The organism is Hymenobacter bucti (assembly GCF_042681145.1).
In the GTDB taxonomy this organism is placed as follows: Bacteria; Bacteroidota; Bacteroidia; order Cytophagales; family Hymenobacteraceae; genus Hymenobacter; species Hymenobacter bucti.
On record NZ_JBHUFD010000002.1, the window covers coordinates 134,384 to 159,074 of the forward strand.

Sequence of the window (24,691 nt, forward strand, 5' to 3'; positions counted from 1 at the left end):
CTCGCACCTAGCGCTCTCCCTTCTTGGTTTTATGACGAAACTTTATTCTCTGCTGGCTGGGTGCTGGCTGGCAGTGCTGGCGCTAGGCGCGCGGCCCGCCGCGGGCCAAACCTTGCCGAGCCCCGGCCCGCGCACCTGCGCCACCGACCAGGCCAATGCCTTGCAGCAAGTGCAGCTGCAAAAGCGACTGCCAGGCTACAAGCCCACGGTAGCCACCCAAACGCGGACCACGGCGGCGCTGCGCACCACCGCCGTGACGTATACGCTGCCCGTTATCGTGCACGTCATCAACGACGGCGAGGCCGTGGGCGTGGGCACCAACATCAGCCAGGCGCAGGTGCAGTCGCAGCTCGATGTGCTGAACGAGGACTACCGCAACCTGAACCCCGATGGCTCGCTGGTACCCAGTCCGTTTCAGCCGCTGCGGGGAGATATGCAGGTGCAGTTTGTGCCAGCGGCGCTGGACCCCAGCGGCAACCCGCTGGCCGAACCGGGCATTGACCGGGTAAACCGCACTACCAAGGGCTGGACGGCCCCGCCCTACGCCGCCAACGGCTCGCTGGCGTACATCGAAGGCACCATCAAGCCGGGCTCGTCCTGGGACCCCGACCGCTACCTCAACATCTGGGTCATTAACCTGGGCGGCGGCCTGCTCGGCTACGCGCAGTTTCCGGACAACACGGCCGGCCTGGGGGGCCTGAGCGGCCTAGGGGGCTCGGCCGCCACCGATGGCGTGGTAATACTGTACGCGGCCTTTGGCCGGGTGGGCACGCTGGCCGCGCCCTACAACAAGGGCCGCACGCTCACCCACGAGCTCGGCCATTGGTTTGGGCTGCGCCACATCTGGGGCGACGATGAGCGGCTGAGCAATACGTGCAGCGGCTCCGACTACGCCGACGACACGCCCAACCAAGCCATTCAGAACTTCGGCTGCCCTACCTATCCGCACGTGAGCTGCGCCAACGACCCCAGCGGCGACATGTTCATGGACTATATGGATTACGTGGACGACGCGTGCATGCAGATGTTTTCGGCGGCCCAAAAGGACCGGCTGCAAGCCGTAATGGCGGCCGGCACGCCGCGCCGCAGCATCCTGGCTACCTCCACTGTGGCCTGCCCCAACGGCGTGGCCGCCGCCACCGCCGCCAACAGCGGCACCGTGTGCCCCGGCAGCACCGTGACCCTGGCGGCCACCGGCCCGGCCGGCGCCACCTACGCCTGGACGGGCCCCAACAACTACACCAGCACCCAGCAAAACCCGGTGCTGGCCAACATCACGACGGCCATGGCGGGCGTGTACACCGTGCGGGTGTCGGTGACCACCGGCGCCTGCCCCGGCACAGCCAGCACTACGGTCACACTGAGCCCGGCCCCGCCCATTCCAGCGCTGGCCACCACGGCTACCTCGCTGTGCCCCGGCACGGTGGCTACGCTTTCAGCCACTAACCTGGTAGCGAGTACTTTGCCCAATGAGAACTTCAACGGAACCGCCCCGGGCTGGACCATCGCCAACGCCGGCGAGGCCAGCGCGGCCTGGCAGTACCGCACGGCGTATAGCTACAGCAGCACCTATTTTACGCTGAGCAACTACTCGCTCGACGGCACCCGCTTTGCCCTGGCCAACTCCGACGCCGGCGGTCAGGGCTCCATTACAAATACGACGCTTACCTCGCCCGCCTTCAGCACGCAGGGCTACGCTGATTTGCAGCTGACCTTTTTGCAGCGCTTCATCTACCTCACGGGCGACGTGGCGGTGGTGGAGGCCTCTACCGATGGCACCACCTGGACGGCCGTGGCCAGCTACGCCGCCGACCAGGGCACGGCGACAAGACCCGCCACCAGCACCGTCAACCTCAGCGCTTTCCTCAACAAGCCCCGCGTGCAGGTGCGGTGGCGCTACAACACCAGCTGGTCATACTTCTGGGCCATTGATAATGTGCAATTTAGCGGCAGCCAGCCCACGCCCCTCTACGCCTGGAGCGTGGTGAGCGGCGATGGCCTGCCCGCAACCACGACTACGCCCACGGTTACGGTGGCGCCCACCCAAACCTCCGTATACCGCCTCACGGTGAGCTACCCCGGTGTGGCCTGCACGTCGTCGGCCACCATCAGCGTCATCGTGTCGCTGCCCACCTGGAACGGCACGGCCGGCAACGGCAACTGGTTCGACGCCGGCAACTGGACGGGCTGCGTGCCCACCCGCAGCCTCGACACGACCATTCCGGCGGGCCTCACCACGCCCTACCCCACCATCAGCAGCGGCACGGCCGAAGTGCGCAGCCTCACCCAGCAAGGCCTGCTCACCATGACCGGCGGCGAGCTGGCGCTGTACGGCGACTACGCCGGCACGGGCCCGCTGGCCGCCAGCGGCGGCACCATCGCCACCCGGAGCACGGGCCCCCAGAGCCTACGCGCAGCACCCTACGCCACCCTGCTCGTGGGCGGCACAGGCACCAAGACGATAGGCGCGGCCACCATCAACACGGCGCTTAACCTGGCGGGCGCGCTGCTCAACACCGGGGCGGCCACCGTCACGCTGGCTCCGGCGGCCACCATCACCGAAACCGACGCCAGCTACGTGCTAGGTAAAGTGCAGATTACCCGCACTCTAGGTACTACTACCGATGATTTTGGCGGCCTGGGCACGAGCATTACGTCGGCCGTGGCGCCGGGCACTACTACCGTGGTGCGCACCACAGGCCAGCCGCAGGGCTCGGGCACCAACCTAGGCATCAGCCGCTACTACGACATCACGGCAGCGGCTAGCAGCAGCCTGCAAGGCGCCACGTTGGTGCAGCGCTACCTGCCGCACGAGCTAGGCAGCGTGGCCGAATCGCAGCTGGTCATGTTCCGCTCAGCCGATGCGGGCGCTACCTGGAGCAACGAAGGCGCCACCCAGCGCGACGCCGGCGCCCACCTGGTGAGCCGCAACTTCGTGACTAACCTGCAAGGCCGCTGGACGCTCGGCAGCGCCACCGCCGCGCTCACGCCGGCCGCCATTCAGTACACCATTTCGGCCTTGCCGGTGCCATTCACGGGCGAGGGCTTGTCGCTATTAGTGACTACGCCCACCGCCGGGCCGCTGCACGTACGGATGTACGACGTGATAGGCCGCACCATCTACGACCACGCGGTGGCCAATGTGGAAGTGGGCACCAGCACCGTGCAGCTACCCAACTCAGGCATTCTTCAGCCCGGCAAATACATTCTGCACGTGCAGCAAGCCAACCAGGAAGTGCGCCTGAACGTGGCACGCGGCCAATAAATAGTCTGCGCTACCTCTAACAAAAAGGCCCGCTACCAAGGTAGCGGGCCTTTTTTGGTGGCTTCCCGCAGCGCCGCCAACGACTCGCCGGCCGCGACGGGCAGCGCCAGCAGCTGGGCCACGGCTCGATACACGGCGGCCGGGCTACCTAGAGCCAGCACGCCCGCGTCGCCGCTCGTTTGGGTCGATTTACTGAGCTTGTGGCCGGTGGCATCGGTCAGCAGCGGGTGGTGGTAAAACTGGATGCGCGGGGCGGTAAACGCCTGCGTCTCGCTTATTTGCGCGGCAAGCCATAACTGCGCCGCCGTGCTGGGCTGCAAGTCCTGGCCCCGGACCACGAGTGTCGTGCCCAGCCGCAGGTCGTCTACTACCGAGGCCAGTTGGTAAGCCGCCACCCCGTCCTTTTTGCGCACCACGAAGTCCGGCATAAGCTCGGCCAGGGACACGTTACTTGCCCTAGGGTCCTGGTTGGCCACGTGCACGGCGGGCGGCACGCGCACCCGCCAGGCGGCCCCCGGCGTAGCGAGCGGCACGGGCTCGGCGGGGCTGGTGCGGCTGCGCCGGGTAGCGTAGACCAGCCCCGGCTGCTGGGCCAAGCGGCGTAAAATTCGGTTGTACTCGGGCAGATGTAGCAGTTGCGAGTGGTGCCGCAGGAAGTCGTCGGGGTCAGCAGGACCCTGGTCATAATCAATTCCTAGCCAGTCAATTACCCGAAAAACATTCTCTAAGTAGGGCCGCCGCAGGCGGGCGCGGTCGAGGTCGTCGATGCGTAGGTGCAGCGTGCCGCCCGCCCGACGCACGAGCAGCCAGGTGAGCATAAAATTTACCGCATTGCCCAGGTGCAAATAGCCGCTGGGCGTGGGCGCCAGGCGGCCAATTGTTCGTTTGTCGTTTATCGCTGCTTGTTGTTCGCTGTTTGTCGGAACGCTCATCATTTATCCGGTCAACAAAAAGCAAGCAATGAACAACAAGCGGCGGTAAACGAACCTACTCCACCACTATCCACGGCTCGCCTTGCGGGTGCGCCCGCAGCTCGCCGAAGCTTTCCAGCGCCAGCCCGTGCTGGGCAAATATGGCCTGGGCCGCCGCCTCGTCGGCTCCGGGCGCCACGCAGACCAGCAAGCCGCCCGAGGTCTGGGGGTCGCAGAGGTAAAATTTCTGCTCGTCGGTGAGCGGGCCTACCTTGTGGCCGTAGCTCTGGAAATTGCGGATAGTGCCACCGGGCACGGCGCCTTGCTGCAAGTAGCGCTCTGCTTGCGAGATGCGCGGCACGCGTTGGTAGTCGATAATGGCTTGCACACCACTGCCTTCGCACACTTCGGCCAGGTGACCTAGGAGGCCAAAACCGGTTACGTCCGTCATCGCTTTCACCCCCGAAATCTGTCCTAGGTCGGCCCCGATTTTATTGAGCTGGCGCATTTGGGCGGGGGCCACGTCGGCATCTTCAGGCCGCAGGATTTCGCGCTTCTGCGCCGTGGTCAGAATGCCGACCCCGAGGGGCTTGGTCAGGTACAGGCGGCAACCGACCGTAGCCGTATCGTTGCGCTTCAGGTCTTTCTCATCCACCAAACCCGTCACGGCCAGCCCAAAAATGGGCTCGGGCGAGTCGATGCTGTGCCCGCCGGCCAGCGGGATGCCGGCCTCGGCACAGATGGCGCGGGCGCCCTCAGTCACGAGCGCCGCCACCTCGGGCGAGAGCTTGTCGATGGGCCAGCCCAGCACCGCGATGGCCAGCAGCGGTCGCCCGCCCATGGCGTACACGTCCGAAATGGCATTGGCCGAGGCGATGCGCCCGAAGTCGAACGGGTCATCGACGATAGGCATAAAAAAATCGGTGGTGCTGATGACGCACTGCCCATTCTGGCCCGGCAGGCGGTACACGGCCGCGTCGTCGCGGCTGCCGTTGCCCACCAGCAGGTTGTCGTAATTGGGCTGCGGCAGGCTGCTGTGCAGGATTTTATCGAGCACGCTGGGCGCGATTTTGCAGCCGCAGCCCGCGCCGTGGCTATACTGAGTCAGGCGAATTTGGTCGGTTTCGGGATTCATAGACCGCAGATTTAACGGATTTAACGGATTTCGCAGATACGCTTGCCTGCGGCAAGCTAACTATGCGGCTGGCTGGTGGCTATAAGCTCCAGGCTGCTTGTTGCAGCACCGCTTGGTAGCCATCGGAGCACTTAAAAGTCAAGCTTTACTGGCCCTAATACGGATTATGTGCCGGCACGGGCTGATGGCGGTGGGCCCGCAGCCAGGCTACAGCGGCTTCCCAAGCGCTTAGTTCGGGGTATATGGAGCACGAACAAGTGCTTGGGTGAAGGTGCCCGTTTTGCCACGTGGCCGGCTTTACTGGTAAACTCGAAGTGGTAAGGGGCCTGCGGGTGCCCTACCATGAGGGCATCAAACTCGTCGTGCTGCACAAATGCATACAGTTCGCTCAAGCCTAGGGCATCGACGTAAATCTTTCGTAAGACCGCTACATCGTTTGTAGGGTGGGCCACGCGCAGCTTCAGAATAGGAAAAATTGGCGGCATCAGGCGTGAGGAGTGGTTTGCACGGCCGCCAACACCAGCGCCGCATTCGCTGCCGCATCGGTGCCCTGGGCCGCAATGGTCACGCCTTTGCGGCCTTCCAGGCCGTAGCCGTAGCTTTTATCATAGTAGGCCAGCACCAGCTCCACCATACGGGGCATGTCGTTCTCGGCGATGGCCCCTAGGGCTTCTTTGGTGACCAGGCCACCTAGGCGCTTGCGCAGGCGCAGCACGGCCGAGGCCAGCTCGCCGGCATCGTGGCGGCCGTAGTCGGCGGCGAGGTACTGCACGCGGGCCGCGCGGGGCACGTCGAGCACCAGCAGCGGGGCAGCCTGCATCTGGGCAAAAAAATCGTTCGGGATGCCTAGGCTCCCGATGGAGCGGCTCTCGTCTTCGACCCAGATGGGGCGGTCGTCGGGCAACGTGGCCAGCGCGGCGGCGAGGTCATTCTCAAACTGCTCCTGCGTGGGCTGCGGCGGCTGGCCAAGCGCCCCAAACGACGAGCCTAGGTGGTTGGCCAAGCCTTCGAGGTCCAGCACGGGCTCGCCCTGCGCAGCCAGGGCGTGCAGCACGGCCGTTTTGCCACTGCCCGTGGAGCCGCCCAGCACGCGTAGCTGGCGCGGGCGGGCCATTTCGGCCAGCGCCCAGCGGCGGTAGTCTTTGTAGCCTTTATCTAGTAGATTGACGTGCAGGCCGCCTAGCTCGAGCAGCCACTGCACCGCGCCGCTGCGCATGCCGCCGCGCCAGCAGTGCAGGCGCACTTCCTGGCCGGGCGCTAGCTTGCGGGCTTCCTCCACCATGCGGCGCATTTTAGGGCCAAAGAAATCAAGGCCCAGCAGTACGGCCTTGTCAGGGTTGACCTGCTTATAGGTAGTGCCGATGCGGGCGCGCTCCTCGTCGCTAAACAGCGGCAGGCTGAGCGCGCCGGGAATGTGGCCCTGCGCGTACTCGGCCGGGGCGCGCACGTCGAGGATGGGACCGGCGGCGGTGCTTAAAAAATCGGTGATGGGGTGGCGGGGCATGGAAAGCAGCCGGCAGCCGGCAATAGCGGCCCTTGGCTGCTACGAAAGTACCAGCCGGCACCTAGGAAAGTTTCCGCCGCCGGCAGTGTTGAGCCAACTCAGTGGCGGCGGCTTGCGCGCCTTGGTGTAAGTTTGCAGCTAATTCGCAGCCCTCACGCCCGGACTTCCGGCCGCGCGCACTGCGCTTTCGCTAAATGCTGACAGCTTTCCTCGTCTTCTTCCCGCTCGCCGCCGCCCTGCTGCTACACTTTGCCAAGGGCGCCGCGGCCCGCGCCCTGGCCCTGGCGGCCGCCCTCCTAGAGTTCGCAGTTGCCGTGTTCGCGGCCATCACCTACGCCCGCAGTGGGCCAGCGAGTCTCGACTTCAATTTGAACTGGATTCCGTCGGCGGGCATCAACTTCCACCTCGGTATCGACGGGCTGAGCTTGTGCCTGGTGCTGCTCACCACGGTGCTGGTGCCCATCATTCTGCTTACCGCCTTCCGGCACGAGGAGTACGAGAACCCCGGCGCGTTCTACGCGCTGGTGCTATTTATGCAAACCGGCCTGCTCGGCGTGTTCACGGCCCTAGATGCGTTCGTGTTCTACTTCTTCTGGGAAGTGGCGCTGATTCCGATTTACTTTCTGGCCGGCGCCTGGAGCCGCCACGAGCGCCGCATTCAGATTACGTTTAAGTTCTTCTTGTACACCATCATCGGCTCGCTCTTCATGCTGGCTGGCTTCGTGTATCTGTATATGCAAACCGGCCCCGCCGCCGGCTCGCTGGCCGCGCACTCCTCCGATTTGCAGGCGTTTTATAACCTGAAGCTCGATGCCTCGACCCAGGCGTGGCTGTTCTGGCTCATCTTCGCCGCCTTTGCCGTGAAGATGCCCATCTTCCCCTTCCACACCTGGCAGCCCGATACCTATACCGAGTCGCCGGCCCCGGCCACCATGTTGCTCTCGGGCATTATGCTCAAAATGGGTATCTACGGCTGCCTGCGCTGGCTGCTGCCGGTGGTGCCGCTCGGCGTGAGCCAGTGGCAGCAACTGGTGGAGGTGCTCGCTATCATCGGCATCGTGTACGGCGCCATCATCGCCATCCGCCAGGATGACATGAAGAAGCTCATCGCCTACTCGTCGCTCTCGCACGTGGGTCTGATGATTGCCGGCGTGTTCTCACTCAAGGCCATCGGCCTGCAGGGCGCAGTAGTACAGATGCTGGCCCACGGCGTCAACGTGGTGGGTATGTTCCTGGTGGCCGATGCCATCGAGCGCCGCACCGGCACCCGCTCGCTGGCTGACCTAGGCGGCCTCACCCGCCGCACGCCGCTGCTCAGCGTCTGCTTTTTGGTGATGTTGCTCAGCACGGTGGCCCTGCCCCTCACGGGCGGTTTTGTGGGCGAGTTCCTGCTGCTGGCGGGCGTGTACGAGTTCAACATGTGGGCGGGCGCCATTGCCGGCCTCACCATCATTTTCTCGGCCGTGTACCTGCTGCGCATGTACCAGCGCGCCATGCTCGGGCCCGATTCGGCGCATTCCGACACTATCACCGACCTCAGCGGCACCGAGCTGCTCATGTTCGTGCCGCTCATCGTGTTGGTGTTCTGGTTAGGTCTATTTCCCGGCACGTTCCTGCACTTGTCGGAGCCGGTTACGAGCCAGATTCTCACGGTTGTTGGCCGCTAATTCAGCAGCGTCATGCTGACGAAAGCAGCGTCTTATCAAGGCTGTTTTCGTCACTTCAAGTAGTTGGTTATTGAGCGCGAGCGTGATAAGATGCTTCGCAAGCTCAGCATGACAGGCGTTCCTCTATGCTCCCCATCGTTCTCCTCTCCGTCTTCGGCATCATCAACCTGTTCTTAGGCTTCCTGCGCTCCAACCGGACGCTGATGCCCTTCGTGCTGGTGGTACTCGCCCTCGTTTTCGGCCTCAACCTGCTCGACTGGAATCACGCGGGCAGCATAAGCGGCCTCTTCGATTCGCCCTACGTCACGCAGATGCTGACGGTAGACAACTACTCGGTGGCCTTCAGCGGCATCGTGCTGCTCACGGCTTTGCTGCTGCTGCCCTTCTCGCGTTCCTACGTGGTGGCCGGCGAGCCCAACCTGGCCGAGTACTACTCGCTGCTGCTGTTCTCGCTGGTGGGCGCCATCATGATGGTGAGCTACAACCACCTCATCATGCTCTTTGTGGGCATTGAAATCTTGAGTATCAGCATGTATTGCTTGGCCGGCTCCGACAAGCGCAACGTGCGCTCCAACGAAGCGGCCCTCAAATATTTCCTGCAAGGCGCTTTCGCTACCGGCATTCTGCTCTTCGGCATTGCGCTGCTCTACGGCGCCACGGGCACCTTCCAACTCTCGGAGCTGGCCACCGCCATCGCCGCGCCCGCCAACCAAACGCTGCTGCCCATGCTCTACGTGGGCGTGCTGATGGTAGTCATTGGCATCGGCTTCAAGGTATCGGCCGCGCCCTTCCACTTCTGGACGCCCGACGTGTACGAGGGCACGCCCATGTTCTTCACCGCCTTCATGAGCACGGTGGTGAAAACGGCCGGTTTCGCCGCTTTCCTCAAGCTGCTGGTAGTGGCGCTGCCCGCCGCTAGCTCGGTGTGGCTGCCCACCATCGCGGCCATGTGTGTGCTCACGCTACTACTCGGCAACGTGGGCGCGGCGGTGCAAACCAGCGCCAAGCGCATGCTGGCCTATTCCAGCGTGAGCCACGCCGGCTACCTGCTCCTAGGTCTGGTAGCGGGCCAGGGCAAGCTCAGCGGTCCGGCCGCCCAGGGCATTTTCTTCTACAGCCTCGCCTACTCGGTGGCTACGGTGGCCGCCTTTGGCGTGCTCAAGCTCGTGGCTGACCAGCGCCAGCGCGAAGACTACACCGGCCTCGCCGGCCTGGGTCGCACCAATCCGCTGCTGGCTTTCGTGCTCACGGTAGCGATGCTATCGCTCGGCGGCATTCCGCTCACGGGCGGCTTCTTTGGTAAGTTCTTCATCTTCATGGCCGTGGCCCCCGTCAATATCTGGCTGGTCGTTTTCGCGGTGACGATGAGCATGGTGGGTATTTATTACTACCTGCGCCCCGTCATTGCTATGTACTTGCGCCCCGCCGAGCCAGGCAACGAGGCTCCAATTGTGGTCGATGGCTTCCAGTCAGCTACGTTAGTGGTGTTGGCAATTATCACGCTAGTGCTGGGTATTCTGCCCGGTTTCCTGAGCGACCTGCTGTAAGCTGGCAAGCACACTCCTACTGAAAAAAGCCACCCAGATGGGTGGCTTTTTCCGTGTCAAAACAAGGTAACCAATACCTATGCGTTCGTTGGCGCCGACTGCACCGCAGAAGGCGTCGGATTGTACTCGGGCGTAGCAGCGGCCTGTTCGGCCGCCCGCTTGCCCTTGTCGTCTTTCACATCGCGGCGGTTGAAGGGGCGAATAATCAGGCGCAGCGCCTGGCCCGAACTCACGTAGCTGAAGGCCCAGTCGACCAGCGCCACTATGCGATTGCGGAAGCCGACCAGCAGGATAAGGTGGATAAACAGCCACGACAACCACCCTAGGAAGCCATTAAAGTGAATATTCTTAATGTCCACCACGGCCTTGTTACGGCTTACAATGGCCATCACGCCCTTGTCGAGGTACTTAAATTCTTGCGGCGCTTCGTTGCGCAGGATGCGTTGCAGGTTTTTAGCCAAGTGCGCGGCTTGCTGCTGCGCTACTGGCGCCAGCATAGGCAAGCCGCGGGGCATTTCCTCGGTCACCATGTTGGCCACGTCGCCGATGGCGAAAATATTAGTTTCGCCCTCTACCCGGTTCCACTGGTTCACCGTAATGCGCTTGTTGCGCGTCACCGAAGGCTCGGCCAGGCCGGGCAGCGCGGCGCCGTTTACGCCAGCGGCCCATACCATATTCTCGGTCGGAATGTACTCGGTGTCAGAGTGAGCGGCCCGGCTGTTTTCGTAGCTCTTGATGGACGTATTCAGCATCACCTTCACGCCTAGCTCGTCGAGGTAGCGCTTGGCATCAGCCTGCGAGGCCTTCGACATTGGACCTAGGAGCGCGGGCCCGGCTTCAACCAGGAAGATTTGCATCTTCTTGAGGTCCAGCTCAGGGTAGTCCTTGGGCAGCACGTGGTTGCGCATCTCGGCAAGCGAGCCGCTGATTTCCACGCCCGTTGGGCCGCCCCCCACGACTACAATGTTGAGCAGCGCCTGCTTGCGCTCGGGGTCGGTTTCGAGGAGCGCCTGCTCAAAGTTCTGGAAAATGTAGCTCCGCAGGTTCAGCGCATTCGGGATACTCTTTATCTGCATCGCATTTTTCTCGATGCTCTCGATGCCAAAAAAATTGGTCAGCGAGCCAGTGGCCACCACCAGATAATCGTATTTTATGTCACCAATGCTGGTTTGCAGGGTGTTAGTAGCCGAGCTCACGCCCTTCACATCGGCCATACGGAAGAAGAAATTCTTCTGCCCCGCAAAAATCTTGCGCACCGGATACGCAATGCTGTCGGCCTCCAGGGCGCCCGTTGCTACCTGGTATAGCAGGGGCTGAAAATTGTGGTAGTTGTTGCGGTCTACCACTACCACTTGCACAGGGGCATTGGCTAGCTCCTTCGCCAGCCGCAGTCCGCCAAAGCCACATCCCACTATCACCACGCGCGGCTGCGCCGACACCGGAAGATTCGTATCCATAGAAAAAGCAAAAGGTGGCAATTAACTGCCACCCTTGCTTTACCGAAAAGACAGAATCTTGGTTGTAAAATTTATATTAGCTCAACTGCCATCTGGCTGATACCGACAACACTACCTATGCTTAATAATCGTTGCCCGACTGCCGTTTGAAGTCCCCATTTTTCACCTGCTTGATAAGCTGTAGCCAGCTGAACGGATTCAGCAACGGGTTGTTGCTCTGCGGGTTGGGGGCGGTACCCATGCGGCGGTCGAAGTTGTACTGCTGTTGCGACATGGTTTGGCGGTAGTTGGCCGTGGCGCCCATGGGCTGCGAGTTAAAGATTTTGCGCATCAAATCCTCATTCAGGTTCTCCGCCGCCGACGAGCCACGCTCATCGGCCGGTTTCATAGCCAGGAAGGCGCGCTTAAACGCCTGCTCGGTGGTGTAGGGGAACACGCGCACCTCGGGCAGTACGGTGGCATCTTCCTTGAGCGAGATGATGACCGAGAAGCTTTGGCGCTGATAGTCAGCCGGAATCACGATGGTTTGGTTGCGGTAGCCCAGCGAGCGCACCACGATGCTGTCGCCGGCCAGCACGGCCATCGAAAAGTAGCCGTAGGCATTGGAGTTGGTGCCGCGGCCGGCTTTGGGCACGTATATCGAGGCGCCCGCCACCCCCAGCAAGCTGTCGCCGCTCGCGATGATGCCCGTAAACTGCACTATCTGGCGCTTGCCCTGGGCCCAGGCCCGCGGGGCAGCCAGCAGGCCAGTGAGCACTACCAGGCTCAGCATCACTAAGAAACGACGACTATTCACGAAGGTGGGGTGGGGCTTAAATCAACTAAAACAAAGATACGAAGCCGCCCGGCCCGGCAGCCGTACTTTTGGGCTTGTATAGCAGCCGGGCGTCGGCTTCCCAACGGCAGATGCGAATAAAACATTTCTCCGTTGCATTTGGGCAACAACTTTTCAAAGCATTGGGCGACGAGAGCCGCGTGCGCATCCTGCATCTATTGTGGCGCAACCAGGAAATGGTGGTCGGCGACCTAGAGCAGGTGCTCGATTTCACCCAAACTAAAACCTCGCGCCAGCTCACGTATCTCAAAAATGCCGGGCTGGTCGGGTTTCGCCGGCTTGATAACTGGATGTTTTATTTCTTGAAAGAAGAGACGGTCGAGCTGCTTCAGCAGTTGCTTGGCTACATGGAGCGCGACCCGCAGCTGCTGCGAGACCAACAAGTGTACCAAACCCTGTGGAGCAACCGCGAGCTGGCCGCGTATAAGATTCAGAACCGTCGCTGGCTGCCCGAAGCCTAGCGCGGCCACCTAGGTTAGCCTGGGCCCCGGCCTACTCACCTAGCTTACTACCAGTTGTTTAGCTTATTTTTAGTTGTATTCCTATATGATAGCCCATCACATCTTTGTTTGTAATAATCAAAAAACGGAGGTTGGCGACGACCTGGCCAAAGCCCTCAAGAAGGAGCTGAAACTGCAAGGCCTCAAAACCTTCGTGGCCGACGGCCAGAAGGCTCACAACCGCGTGCAAACCTGCAACTGCCTCGACGTGTGCAAGCATTGCAAAAAAGGCCCCGGCGCGGCGGTCATCGTGTATCCCGAAGGTGTTCTCTACGGCGACGTGCGCCCCAAAGACGCCGCGCGCCTAGTGCACGAGCACCTAGGCAAAGGACTGCCGCTGACTGACCTGCTACTGAGTTAAGTATGAATCAAAAATTATGAGTTATGAATTGCTCTATTGCTTCCATAATTCATGATTCCCTCCCCATGAAGTCCTATCGCCACCTGTTTTTTGACCTCGACCACACGCTGTGGGATTTTGAAACCAATGCCCACGAGACCCTGCACCAGCTCTACCACGACTACGACCTAGGGCGGCACGGCACGTTTTCGTTCGAGCAATTTAGCGACCGCTACAGCGAAGTCAACCACGCGCTCTGGCGGCTTTACCAGGCCAACAAGGTGACGCAAAAGCAGCTGCGCGAAACCCGCTTTCTGCGCACGCTTACCAAGCTAGGCATGGCCGAGGCGGATATCCCGGCGGATATTTCGGCGCGGTTTACGGATATTCTGCCGCAGAAATCGGCCGTTTTTCCGCACACGCACGAGGTATTAGGCTACCTGCGCGGCAAGGGATACGTGCTGCACCTCATCACCAATGGCTTTGAGGAAATGCAGCATGCCAAGCTCACCTCGTCGAAGCTGACCGACTATTTTCAGGAAATCATTACCTCCGAAACCAGCGGCTGCCTCAAGCCTGACCCGCGCATGTTTGCCCACGCCCTAGGGCGCGCCGGGGCCAACGCCACCGAGAGCCTGATGGTGGGCGACAACCTCGAATGCGACGTGCTTGGCGCCTATAACGCCGGTATCGACCAGGTATATTTCAATCCCGCCAAGCGCCGACACTTCGCCCAAACGACCTACGAAATTGCCAGCCTAGACGAGCTGCGCGGCTTTTTGTAATTTATTTTTTCTCGCCCGTCATGCTGCGTATGCTGCGCATTAAGCAGAGACGCAGCGGAGTCGAAGCCTCTTGGTCGCTTCGTTGCTAGCGCCAAGGGTTAGTTTACCAGCCAAGATGCTCCTATTCTGCTTGATGTGCAGCATACGCAGCATGACGAGCGTTTTGTTCAACTTCCTCATCCTCTCCCCTACCCATGTCCAACGCCTTTTTTCAAGTTCCCAAGCCCATCAACGAGCCCGTGAAGGGCTACGCGCCCGGCTCGCCCGAGCGCGCCGAGCTGGTACAGGAGCTCAACCGCCTCAAGCAAACCCAGCAGGACATCCCGATGCACATCGGCGGGCAGGAAGTGCGCACGGGCCGCACCATCAGCCTGCACCCGCCCCACGACCACCAGCGCACCCTAGGGCACTTCCACGAGGGCGACGCGGCCCACGTGACCCAGGCCATCGAGGCGGCGCTGGCCGCCCGCACCGCCTGGGCCGAGCTGCCGTGGCAGGAGCGCGCCGCCATTTTCCTGAAGGCGGCCGAGCTACTGGCGGGGCCGTACCGGGCGCGCATCAACGCGGCTACCATGCTGGGTCAGAGCAAGAACGCGTTTCAGGCCGAGATTGACGCGGCCTGCGAGCTGATTGATTTCTTCCGGTTCAACGTGCACTTCATGCAGGAAATCTACCGAATGCAGCCCGAGTCGGCGCCCGGCATGTGGAACCGCCTGGAGCACCGGCCCTTGGAAGGCTTCGTGTTCGCGCTCACGCCCTTCAACTTCACGTCCATCGCGGCCAACCTGCCCGCTGCGGTAGCCCTGATGGGCAACGTAGTAGTCTGGAAACCAGCTCATCCGCAAATCTACTCGGCCCAGGTGCTGATGGAATTGTTCGCGGAAGCGGGCGTGCCGGCCGGCGTCATCAACCTAATTTACGTGGACGGGCCGGTGGCCGGCGACGTCATTTTCAAGCACCGCGACTTCGCGGGCATCCACTTCACGGGCTCGACCAAGGTTTTTCAAACTATCTGGCAGGAAATCGGGCAGAATATTGCCAATTACAAGTCCTACCCCCGCATCGTGGGCGAGACGGGCGGCAAGGACTTTATCCTGGCGCACCCCTCGGCCCACGCCAAGGCGGTGGCCACGGGCATCGTGCGCGGCGCATTTGAGTACCAGGGGCAGAAGTGCTCGGCGGCCTCGCGGGTGTATCTGCCCAGCAACCTAGCCGACGAGATTCTGGGCTACGTGAAGCAGGATTTGGCGACCGTGAAAATGGGTGATGTCGAAGACTTTACCAACTTCGTGAACGCCGTAATCACCGAAGCCAGCTTCGACAAACTGGCCCGCTATATCGACGGCGCCAAAAACGACCCGGACGCCGACATCGTGGCCGGCGGCGGCTACGACAAGTCGAAAGGCTACTTCGTGGAGCCAACCGTCATCCTAGCCAAAACGCCCAAGTACGTGACCATGTGCGACGAGCTGTTCGGGCCCGTCGTAACTGTCTATGTATATGACGAGAAGGAGTTTGAGACCACCCTCGACCTCGTAGACTCGACCTCACCCTACGCCCTCACCGGCGCTATTTTCTCGCAGGACCGCTACGCCATCGACCTGGCCACCAAGCGCCTCGTGAACGCGGCCGGCAACTTTTACATCAACGACAAGCCTACCGGCGCCGTGGTGGGCCAGCAGCCCTTCGGCGGCGCCCGCGCCTCAGGCACCAACGACAAGGCCGGCTCGGCGCTCAACTTACAGCGCTGGGTGTCGCCGCGCGCCATCAAGGAGACGTTTAACCCGCCTGTGGAGTACCCCTACCCCTTTATGGGCGCGGCGCCCAAAGAAGATTTAAACCTCGACAAGGGCGGCTTTTAAGCTGAAGTGTAAGCCTACTCAGGAGCGACTGGCAACAGTCGCTCTTTTTTTGTGCTTTCCTGAGTAAAAACTGAAGTAAAGTCGGACAAAAAACTGTCTAAGCTGGCTGGTGGCCGTACCTTTGAGACTGCTACTCACAGGTATGAACTCCAGTCATTCGCAGAACCCATTTTGGTTGGTTTTGCTCGTAGTAGGCCTGCTCGGCTTACTTTCTTTACTCAAACCGGGGCTAACGCTGGGCGACGTGGAGCTGCGCCCGGTGCGCCTGCTGGCCGACGTTTTGCGCAAAGACCCCGCGGCCGTGGCCCGCCTTGCCGCGCCCCCGCCCAATGGCCCCGCCACCGTGGCCCCCGCCGATACGGTGGTGGCCGCCGCCCCGCCCGATGCAGCCGAAATAGCGGCCGAGGCTGGTGCCAAGCTCCGGGTACCCACCGTGCCGAACCTAGGCGGGCTCGACAGCTTTTTGGCCGCCCTGCGCCAAACCAAGGCCGATGGCAGCCCGGTGCGCATCGCCTACTTCGGCGACTCCATGATTGAGGGCGACCTCATTACCGGCGACCTGCGCAACAGCCTCCAAACCGAGTTTGGTGGCGCGGGCGTGGGCTACGTGCCCATTAATTCCATCACGGCCGACTTTCGCAGCACCGTTCGCCAAACGTTTTCTGACGATTGGCAAGAGTATAATCTGATGACGCCCAGGCCGCCCGCCGCGTACCCCCTAGGTATCTCGGGGCACGTGTTTTTACCCCGCCCGCTGCCGCTGGCCGACAGCACGGCCGGCCCCGTGGGCCAGGCCAGTTGGGTTGAGTTTCAGGGCGGCGGGCCGTTTGCGCGGGTGCGGCGCTTCGAGCAGGCACAGCTGTTTTATGGCCCCGGCGCCGCCCACGACGAAGTGCTCGTGACCACCAACGGCCGCGAGGTGCCGCACGCCCTGGCCGGCCGCGCTGCCGTCAACACCATGCTGCTCAAGCCCGTCGTACCGGCCCGCGCCATGCGCCTGGCGTTTGCCACGCACCAGGCGCGCCCGGTGTACGGCGTTAGTTTTGAGAGTCCTAGGGGCGTGGTGCTGGACAATTTTTCGTTCAGGGGCAACAGCGGGCTTGCGCTCACCAAGATTCCGTTTCGAGAGCTGGCGGCCTTTGGCAAGGCGCTCGACTACCGCCTCATTATTTTGCACTATGGCGTGAACGTGGCCTCGGCTAGCTACGCGAGCTACAAGTGGTACGAGCGCGGTATGACTCGCGTGGTCGACCGCATGCAGCGCGCCTTCCCCAATGCCAGCATCCTCATCGTGGGCATGAGCGACAAGAGCTCTCGCATCGACGGCGAGTTTGTCACCGACCCCAGCGTGCCCCGGCTGCTGGCGGCGCAGCAGCGGCTGGCCCAGCGCAACCACACCGCGTTCTGGAATTTGTTTGAGGCCATGGGCGGCGAAAACTCGATGGTGGGCTGGGTTGAGGAATCGCCCGCGCTCGCCAACAAAGACTACACACACGTTAACTACCGGGGGGCGCACAAAATCGCGGGCTTGCTGTTTGGCTTTCTGATGCAACAGTACGCGCAACCCGCCTCCACCGACGCATCGAAACCCGCGGCCCGGCCCGATAGCAGCGGCCACCAGCCCGCCGCCAGCCCCTCCGACACGGCCACCGCCATCCAGTAATACGACCGATGCGCTCGCTTCCCTACCTGCTCTTGCTGAGCTGGCTGCTGGCCGGCACCCCGGCGCACGCGCAGCAAACGCAGCTCGACAGCCTGCAAAAGGCGTATCCTTTCCTTCGTACTTCGGCCAACCACATCGAGAACGCCAGCATCGGCCTGCAGCGCTTTTACCAACGGCTGCGGCTGCCCCAGCAGCAGCCTGCCGCGCTGCCCGGCAGCCGCGTGAGCATCGTGCACCTCGGCGACTCGCACCTCCAGGCCGACGACTATTCCGACCGCGTGCGGCGCGAGCTGCAACGCAGCTACGGCAACGCCGGGCGCGGCCTCGTGTTTCCATTTGAGGTGGCGCGCACCAACGGCTCGCGCACTTACCGCACTGCCCGCACCAGCGGCACCTGGCGCGCCAAGCGCCTCCTAGTGGTGCAGCCCGATAGTACGCTGCCGGTGGGTATCAACGGCATTTCGCTGGCCACCGCCGACTCGGGCGCGGCCTTCACGCTGCGCGTACCCATCCGGTACTGGCCTAGCTATCAGTTTAATGCGGTGATGCTTCTGCGCCGGCCCGGTCCGGCGGCCTTCGACTGGCAGGTGCTCAGCGAGCGCGGCCGGCTGCTGGGCACCGTGCCCGGCGCGGGCCACAGCGTGGCCGATACGCTGCCCCTCGACTCGCTGCGCACCTCCCTCACACTGCGCACCACCCGCCGCCGCGCCACCCAAACCAGCGCCGTGCTCTACGGCCTGGTGCTCGAAAACGGCCGGCCCGGCGTGCTCTACCACGCCATCGGCATCAACGGCGCGCAGGTGCACCAATACAACCGCACGCCGCTCTTCTTCGAGCAGCTGCCGCTGCTGCACCCCGATTTGTTCATCATTTCGCTCGGCACCAACGACGCGTTTATTCCGGGCCGCTTCACGCCCGAGCGCTTCACTGGCCGCCTCGATACCCTCATCAGCACCCTGCGCCAGCGCTGCCCCGAGGCCGAGTTTCTGCTCTGCGCCCCCGCCGACTCGTACCGCGGCCGCCGCTACCGCAATCCCGACCTAGGGCGCCTTTCGGCCGTGCTGCGCACCTACGCCCAGGCTCACGACCTAGCCTACTGGGACTTTGCGGCCGTGCAGGGCGGCTACGGCTCTATGGGCCAGTGGCGGGCCGCTGGCTTGGCCCTCAACGACTTTGTGCATTTTACTACGGCTGGCTACGACGTGCAGGGCCTGCTACTTTACCTCGCCATTCAGGATGGATTTTCTGCGTTCCGTACTCGCTGACATCGACTTCGACCGGCTGCTGGGCCAGTTTGCCTACAGCCCCCGCAGCCCAATGATTTTCAATACGGGCTTCTTTTTACTGCTCTTTCTGGGCTTTTTGGGCATCTACCAATTGCTGCGCGGCTACCACCGGGCGCGGCTGCTCTACGTCACGGCCTTTTCGCTGTTTTTCTACTACAAGTCGAGCGGGCTGTACTTCCTGCTGCTGGTTTTTTCAACCATAGTCGAGTACAACTTCGCGCTTTGGATAGCTGATTCTAGCAGCCAAACCAAGCGTAAGCTGCTGCTCACACTCAGCCTGCTGGTCAACCTAGGGATGTTGTTTTACTTCAAGTACACCAACTTCTTCCTCAGCGGCTACCAGGCGCTCACCGGCCAGCCGGTGCCGGTGCTGCACGTGCTGCTGCCGGTGGGCATCTCGTTCTACACCTTCCAGACGCTGAGCTACACCCTCGACGTGTACCGCCGCCAGATAAAGCCGCTGCGCAACATCTGGGACTTCGCGTTTTTCGTGTCCTTTTTCCCGCAGCTCGTGGCCGGCCCCATCGTGCGGGCCTCCGATTTTATTCCGCAGATTCCTAAAAAGCCTTTCCTCTCCCGCGAGGACATGGGCCGGGCGGTGGTCCTCATCGCGGCGGGCTTGTTCAAGAAAGCCATCATCTCTGACTACATCAGCCTCAACTACGTCGACCGCATTTTCGACATGCCCACCCGCTACAGCGGCATCGAAAACCTGCTCGGCGTGTACGGCTACGCCATGCAGATTTACTGCGATTTTTCGGGCTACTCCGACATTGCCATCGGCATCGCCCTGCTCCTAGGTTACCGCCTGCCGCCCAATTTTCTCTCGCCCTACCAAAGCACCAGCATCACCGAATTCTGGCGGCGCTGGCACATTTCGCTGTCCAGCTGGCTGCGCGATTACCTCTACATCCCGCTGGGTGGCAATCGCAAGGGTGTTTTTCGGCAGTACTTCAACCTGTTTTTGACCATGCTCCTAGGTGGCTTGTGGCACGGCGCGTCGCTCACCTTCGTGCTGTGGGGCGCGCTGCACGGCGCGGTCCTGGCCGTGGACAAGCTCTTCCGAAAGGTGTTCAAGCCCGGCGATAATTGGTTTGTCAAGCTCCTGGGCTGGGCCATCACCTTCCATTTCGTGTGCTTCTGCTGGATATTCTTCCGCGCCGGCTCCTTTGACATCGCCAGCCAGGTCATTCACCAGATTACCAGCAACCTGCGGCCCGATTTGCTGCCCCAGGTGGTGGCCAGCTTCCGCCCCGTGTTTGCGCTCGTGGCCCTAGGCTACCTGCTGCACGCCATCCCCGACGGCTTCACCTTTCAGCTGGAGGGTATCATGGGCCGCCGCTCGGTAGTGACCCAGGCGGTGGCCGTGACGGTAGTTATCTGGCTGGTTATTCAGGTGAAGTCGGCCGAAATTCAGCCGTTTATTTACTTCCAATTTTAATCGCAGATTTAGCGGATTTAATGGATTGCGCGGATACGCCCCGCTGCGCGGGGCTGACTAGGTGGGGAGTTGCTTTATTTGGGCGGCTCGGCATAGCAATGCTCCGCTGCGCTCGGTATGACGTTTTTTTTTGATTTTCAGACACGCTCTTACTAAAATACCCTTATGCTGCGCGCGCTCCTTACGTCACCTTTTCAAGTGTTGCGGCTGGCCTGGGTAGCGCACCGCAGCCGCTACCGCGGGCGCGAGCAATGGGAAGTATTCCGGGTGCTGACCGCCTGCTGGTTGAAAATCAATTTTGCGCCGCGCCGCGGGCTGTATCGGCAGCGCATTTTCGGCTTCGTGGTCGAGGGTAGCAGTTATGAGCTACTACTCAAGCTATTCAAGGAAATGTTTTTAGTAGAGCCCTACGCCTTTGAGCCGGCTACGACTACCCCAACCATCATCGACGGCGGGGCCAATATTGGCATGGCAGTCGTGTACTTTAAGAAGCACTTTCCAGAGGCTACCATCCTGGCTTTCGAGCCTAGCCCAGAAGCTTTTCGGCTACTAACTACCAACGTAGCCAACAATCAGCTGCGCAACGTGCAGCTCTACAACGTGGCGCTGGCGCCGACGGCCGGCGAGTTGCCCTTTTACCTCGAAGCCGATGGGGCCGGCCTCAACGGCTCGCTGCGGCCCCACCCAGCGGGCGCCCGCACCGTGCACGTACCCGCCAGGCGCCTATCGGACTACCTAGGGTCGACTGCTCGCATTAGCCTGCTCAAACTGGATGTGGAAGGCGCCGAAGCCGGCATCTTGGCTGACCTTGACCAAGACGGCTTGCTGTCTTGCTGCCAGCAGGTGATTGTGGAATACCACTATCCCATTGGCAGCGCCGAGAGCGCGCAGCTCGCGGCTTGCCTCCAGACCTTCGAGCGGCGGCAGTTCGCCTACTATTTTAAGGTAGTGTACCCGCGCACCGTGCACAGCCAGGATGTGATTCTGCATTGCTGGCAGCGGCCGTAGGGCGACCTAGGGCGGCGGCAGGCTTGGGCAGTGGCGTAACTTTGCGCCCTCACTGCCCCAGTTATGCCCAGCAAAGCCACCAAACTCGCTAACTCTATCCCGCCCGAAGCCCTGCTGAATGTCGAAATCCAGGACATGGTGGCGGAAGGCAAATGCCTGGTTCGCATCAATAACCTCGTCGTTTTTGTTAACCAGGTAGCCCCCGGCGACGTGGTGGATTTGCGCATTAGCAAGGCCCATAAGCGCTTTATGGAGGCCATGCCTACCAAGTTCCACAAGTACTCGGAGCTGCGTACCAAGCCCTTTTGCCAGCACTTTGGCACCTGCGGCGGCTGCAAGTGGCAGCACATCAGCTACGATGCGCAGCTCAACTACAAGCACCAGCAGGTGGAGGACCAGCTTACCCACATTGGCAAAGTGGCGATACCCGAGGTGCGCCGCATCATGGCCTCGCCCGAGCGCACCTACTACCGCAACAAGCTGGAATACACCTTCAGCGGCAACGGTTGGCTGACCGAGGAGCAGATAAAGGACGACACCGCGCACTACGACCGCCGCGTGCTGGGCTTCCACACGCCCGGCCGCTTCGATAAGATTTTGGACGTGGAGCACTGCTGGCTGCAGCCCGAGCCGAGCAATGAAATTCGCTTGTTTGTGCGCGACTATGCGCGCCAGCACCGCCTGCCCTTCGGCGATATGGTACGCCAGACCGGCCTGCTGCGCAACCTCATCATCCGCACCGCCGAGAGCACCGGCGAAACGATGGTAATCCTCCAGTGTTACCATGACGACGAGGCCCTGCTGCCGCTGCTCGACGCGGTGTATGCCAAGTTTCCCGAAATCACGTCGCTCAACTACGTGCTCAACAACAAGGGCAACGAGACTTTCCACGACCTGGAGGTGGTGTGCTACCGAGGCAAGCCCTACATCGAGGAAGACATGGAAGGCCTGCGCTTCCGCATCGCCCCCAAGTCGTTTTACCAGACCAACTCGGCCGGCGCCTACAACCTCTACAAAGTGGCCCGCGACTTCGCCGAAATCAAGCCCACCGACCTCGTCTACGACCTCTACACGGGCGCCGGCACCATCGCCAACTTCGTGGCCCGCCTGGCCAAGCGCGTCATCGGCGTCGAGTACGTGGAGCAGGCCGTGCTCGACGCCCGCGTGAACTCCGACATCAACGGCGTGACCAACACCGAGTTTTTCGCCGGCGACATGAAGGACATGCTTACCGAGGCTTTCACCAGCCACCACGGCCACCCCGACGTCATCATCACCGACCCGCCCCGCGCCGGCATGCACGAAGACGTGGTGAAACGCCTCGTGGAGCTGCGCACGCCCCGTGTCGTCTACATCAGCTGCAACCCCGCCACCCAGGCCCGCGACCTAGAGCTGCTCGACGAGGTGTACAAAGTGACCCGCGTGCAGCCCGTGGATATGTTTCCGCACACGCACCACGTGGAGAACGTGGTGCTGCTAGAGTTGCGGTAATGCGTTTTAAGCCATGAATCCTGACGAGAAAATCACAATTATCTGGCAAGGGGAGGAAGTAGGCGTCCTTCTTAATCCTATGCCTGATATGTGGTACCTGGATGGTTCGTGGGTAAGTAATAATAGTGTAGCAGCTAATGCGTTTGAGGCGCTCGCAAAAAAGCTTGAAGTCAAGGAAACGTCTAAAGATTGGGGAAAGGGTATTGATGTTCAATTAAAAGACGAAGCCGGCCAAATTCGTGGGCTTGTTCTTTGTCTAACTGAGCAACATAGTCTGTATTTGAGAAGAATAACCTATCCAGCGAAGTTTGACAAAGAATATCGCTCAAACAGTAAGCCTGTTTTGAATAAGACAAGCTTGTTTCAGCAGATGCTCAATTTCATTGTTTCACGTAAGTAGACAGAACAGAAAATAATATGGACTACTTCAACGACCCCGAGCTAAACGGCAAATACCTAGGTACGATTACCAAGGATTTTGCTACCGCCTCCGACACCATTAAGGAAGCCTCTTACCAAATCCGCAAACGCGATATTTCGCAGTACCCGGTGTTTGTCTTTGCCCGCCAAATGGTGCAGCTCGGCAGCCTACTCATCAACGGCGACGAAATGGATTTACAGTGGCACGTCTTCGCCAGCTACCTCGAAATCCTGACCCAGCAGGGCATCGTAGACCCCGAAAAAATAGAAGATTTTACCAGCACCTGGAAAAATCCCGACGAGTTTTGCTGCCTGCTGGTAGTAGATGAGGAGTTCACGAATTTCGTGTACATCCCCTACCCCGAAGACTAATCGCAGATTTAACTGATTTAACGGATTGCGCAGATACGCCCCACTGCGCGGGGCTGACTTACCACTTGCTACGTCATTTCTAGCAAGCATAGTCAGCCCCGCGCAGCGGGGCATATCTGCGCAATCCGTTAAATCAGCTAAATCTGCGATTAAAAGTGGTTGAAGCCTTGCGCCCGCAGGGGCACGGCCTGGCCGGCCTTCGTGATGAGGTTTACCGCATCGTTCTGCTCCGTGAGGTGGCCGATGACGGTGATATCGGGGTGGTTCTTGATTTTGGCGTGGTCGGCGACCGGGATGGTAAAGAGCAGCTCGTAGTCCTCGCCGCCGTTGAGGGCGGCCGTGATGGGGTCGAGGTTGAACTCGGCCGCCGCTTCGAGCGTGGGGTTGGCCAGGGGCAGGTACTCGCTGAATACGCGGGCGCCGGTGCCGCTGGCGGCGCACATATGCAGCACTTCGGAAGCCAAGCCGTCTGAAATGTCGAGCATGGCGGTGGGCTGCACGCCCAGCTCGCGCAGCTCGTGCACGATGTCGAGGCGCGCCTCGGGCTTGAGCTGACGCTGCACCACGTAGTTGTAGTTGTCGAGTTCGGGCTGGGTTTCGGGGTCAGCCAGGAAGGCTTGCTTTTCGCGCTCTAGCACTTGCAGGCCTAGGTAAGCGCCGCCTAGGTCGCCGGTTACGCACAGAATATCGGTGGGGCGGCCACCCGAGCGGCGCACGGCTTTGCCGGCTTCTACTTGGCCTAAGGCCGTGACACTGATGACCAGGCCGCCGCGGCTGCCGGTGGTGTCGCCGCCCACTAGGTCTACGCCGTAGGCCTCGCAGGCCAGGCGCATGCCAGCGTACAGTTCTTCGACCGCCTCCACCGTGAAGCGGCTGGGTAAACTCAGGCCCACCACGATTTGAGTGGGCGTAGCAAACATGGCGGCTACGTCGGAGACGTTGACGGCCACCGCTTTAAAGCCTAGGTGCTTGAGCGGGGAGAACGACAAGTCGAAGTGCACGCCTTCGACCAGGAGGTCGGTCGTTACCACCACTTCCTGCCCGGCGGGCGGGGCCAGGATGGCCGCGTCGTCGCCGATGCCCAGGATGGTGGAGGGTTGCGTGAGGGTAATGTCGCGCTGCAAACGGCGGATAAGGCCAAACTCGCCGAGCTGGGACAGGGGGGTTAAATCGGACATAGAGGTGATAGCTAAGGTTGTTAG

At 61.4% G+C, this 24,691-nt stretch carries 21 protein-coding genes; 14 read left to right on the top strand and 7 right to left on the bottom strand.

The window, feature by feature from the left end:
• Window positions 1-31 precede the first annotated feature (31 nt).
• A complete protein-coding gene (locus ACFSDX_RS06530; RefSeq protein WP_382312443.1) occupies window positions 32-3,265 on the top strand; it encodes a M43 family zinc metalloprotease in 3,234 nt (1,077 codons plus the stop codon).
• A gap of 32 nt (window positions 3,266-3,297) precedes the next feature.
• Here the strand turns inward: ACFSDX_RS06530 and ACFSDX_RS06535 are convergent, their stop codons facing one another.
• From ACFSDX_RS06535 to mnmH, 4 genes are all read right to left on the bottom strand, one after another.
• Window positions 3,298-4,200 carry a glutamate--tRNA ligase family protein gene (locus tag ACFSDX_RS06535; protein ID WP_382312444.1) on the bottom strand — a complete coding sequence of 301 codons (903 nt, stop codon included), beginning with the start codon at window positions 4,198-4,200 and terminating at the stop codon, window positions 3,298-3,300.
• Window positions 4,201-4,252: 52 nt separating this feature from the next.
• Window positions 4,253-5,311, bottom strand: coding sequence for a selenide, water dikinase SelD (gene selD, locus ACFSDX_RS06540; protein WP_382312445.1), 1,059 nt, complete (start codon window positions 5,309-5,311; stop codon window positions 4,253-4,255).
• A gap of 164 nt (window positions 5,312-5,475) precedes the next feature.
• Window positions 5,476-5,796 (bottom strand): hypothetical protein, encoded by a 321-nt coding sequence (locus tag ACFSDX_RS06545; protein ID WP_382312446.1) that lies wholly within the window; start codon window positions 5,794-5,796, stop codon window positions 5,476-5,478.
• Window positions 5,796-6,815: a tRNA 2-selenouridine(34) synthase MnmH gene (mnmH, locus tag ACFSDX_RS06550; RefSeq protein ID WP_382312448.1), complete on the bottom strand. Its 1,020-nt coding sequence runs from the start codon at window positions 6,813-6,815 to the stop codon at window positions 5,796-5,798. The genes ACFSDX_RS06545 and mnmH overlap by 1 nt, the downstream gene beginning before the upstream one ends.
• Before the next feature lie 194 nt (window positions 6,816-7,009).
• On the opposite strand from mnmH, the gene ACFSDX_RS06555 reads away from it, so the two are divergent.
• Together ACFSDX_RS06555 and ACFSDX_RS06560 are read left to right on the top strand one after the other, a co-directional pair.
• Window positions 7,010-8,482: a complex I subunit 4 family protein gene (locus ACFSDX_RS06555; RefSeq protein WP_382312449.1), complete on the top strand. Its 1,473-nt coding sequence runs from the start codon at window positions 7,010-7,012 to the stop codon at window positions 8,480-8,482.
• A gap of 125 nt (window positions 8,483-8,607) precedes the next feature.
• A complete protein-coding gene (locus tag ACFSDX_RS06560; RefSeq protein WP_382312450.1) occupies window positions 8,608-10,029 on the top strand; it encodes an NADH-quinone oxidoreductase subunit N in 1,422 nt (473 codons plus the stop codon).
• 77 nt (window positions 10,030-10,106) lie between these two features.
• Here ACFSDX_RS06560 and ACFSDX_RS06565 read toward each other — a convergent pair whose 3' ends face one another.
• Both ACFSDX_RS06565 and ACFSDX_RS06570 read right to left on the bottom strand, forming a co-directional pair.
• Entirely contained in the window at window positions 10,107-11,486 is a 1,380-nt protein-coding gene (locus ACFSDX_RS06565) for an NAD(P)/FAD-dependent oxidoreductase (protein WP_382312451.1), read from the bottom strand.
• Between the two features lie 121 nt (window positions 11,487-11,607).
• The gene (locus ACFSDX_RS06570; protein WP_382312452.1) at window positions 11,608-12,258 is read right to left on the bottom strand and encodes a carboxypeptidase-like regulatory domain-containing protein; all 651 of its coding nucleotides are present in this window, start codon (window positions 12,256-12,258) and stop codon (window positions 11,608-11,610) included.
• 134 nt (window positions 12,259-12,392) lie between these two features.
• Here ACFSDX_RS06570 and ACFSDX_RS06575 point away from each other — a divergent pair, with 134 nt between their 5' ends.
• The 11 genes from ACFSDX_RS06575 (at window position 12,393) to ACFSDX_RS06625 (ending at window position 23,489) form a co-directional block, all read left to right on the top strand.
• A complete protein-coding gene (locus tag ACFSDX_RS06575) occupies window positions 12,393-12,782 on the top strand; it encodes an ArsR/SmtB family transcription factor (RefSeq protein ID WP_382312453.1) in 390 nt (129 codons plus the stop codon).
• Between the two features lie 85 nt (window positions 12,783-12,867).
• Window positions 12,868-13,182: a (2Fe-2S) ferredoxin domain-containing protein gene (locus ACFSDX_RS06580; RefSeq protein WP_382312454.1), complete on the top strand. Its 315-nt coding sequence runs from the start codon at window positions 12,868-12,870 to the stop codon at window positions 13,180-13,182.
• 65 nt (window positions 13,183-13,247) lie between these two features.
• Window positions 13,248-13,946, top strand: a complete 699-nt coding sequence (locus tag ACFSDX_RS06585) for a YjjG family noncanonical pyrimidine nucleotidase (protein ID WP_382312456.1) — start codon at window positions 13,248-13,250, stop codon at window positions 13,944-13,946.
• Between the two features lie 194 nt (window positions 13,947-14,140).
• Window positions 14,141-15,808, top strand: a complete 1,668-nt coding sequence (gene pruA, locus ACFSDX_RS06590) for an L-glutamate gamma-semialdehyde dehydrogenase (protein WP_382312457.1) — start codon at window positions 14,141-14,143, stop codon at window positions 15,806-15,808.
• A 142-nt stretch (window positions 15,809-15,950) separates the two neighbouring features.
• The gene (locus ACFSDX_RS06595; RefSeq protein WP_382312459.1) at window positions 15,951-17,471 is read left to right on the top strand and encodes an SGNH/GDSL hydrolase family protein; all 1,521 of its coding nucleotides are present in this window, start codon (window positions 15,951-15,953) and stop codon (window positions 17,469-17,471) included.
• Window positions 17,472-17,479: 8 nt separating this feature from the next.
• Window positions 17,480-18,736, top strand: a complete 1,257-nt coding sequence (locus tag ACFSDX_RS06600) for a GDSL-type esterase/lipase family protein (protein WP_382312460.1) — start codon at window positions 17,480-17,482, stop codon at window positions 18,734-18,736.
• On the top strand, window positions 18,708-20,198 hold the full coding sequence (locus ACFSDX_RS06605) for an MBOAT family O-acyltransferase (RefSeq protein ID WP_382312461.1): 1,491 nt from the start codon (window positions 18,708-18,710) through the stop codon (window positions 20,196-20,198). Before ACFSDX_RS06600 ends, ACFSDX_RS06605 begins: the two co-directional genes overlap by 29 nt.
• 165 nt (window positions 20,199-20,363) lie before the next feature.
• Window positions 20,364-21,206 carry an FkbM family methyltransferase gene (locus tag ACFSDX_RS06610; RefSeq protein ID WP_382312462.1) on the top strand — a complete coding sequence of 281 codons (843 nt, stop codon included), beginning with the start codon at window positions 20,364-20,366 and terminating at the stop codon, window positions 21,204-21,206.
• 63 nt (window positions 21,207-21,269) lie between these two features.
• Window positions 21,270-22,697, top strand: coding sequence for a 23S rRNA (uracil(1939)-C(5))-methyltransferase RlmD (gene rlmD / locus ACFSDX_RS06615; protein WP_382312463.1), 1,428 nt, complete (start codon window positions 21,270-21,272; stop codon window positions 22,695-22,697).
• A 13-nt stretch (window positions 22,698-22,710) separates the two neighbouring features.
• The gene (locus ACFSDX_RS06620) at window positions 22,711-23,097 is read left to right on the top strand and encodes a hypothetical protein (protein WP_382312464.1); all 387 of its coding nucleotides are present in this window, start codon (window positions 22,711-22,713) and stop codon (window positions 23,095-23,097) included.
• Window positions 23,098-23,114: 17 nt separating this feature from the next.
• Entirely contained in the window at window positions 23,115-23,489 is a 375-nt protein-coding gene (locus ACFSDX_RS06625) for a hypothetical protein (protein WP_382312465.1), read from the top strand.
• A gap of 149 nt (window positions 23,490-23,638) precedes the next feature.
• Here the strand turns inward: ACFSDX_RS06625 and thiL are convergent, their stop codons facing one another.
• Window positions 23,639-24,667 carry a thiamine-phosphate kinase gene (gene thiL / locus ACFSDX_RS06630; protein WP_382312466.1) on the bottom strand — a complete coding sequence of 343 codons (1,029 nt, stop codon included), beginning with the start codon at window positions 24,665-24,667 and terminating at the stop codon, window positions 23,639-23,641.
• Between the last annotated feature and the right edge of the window lie 24 nt (window positions 24,668-24,691).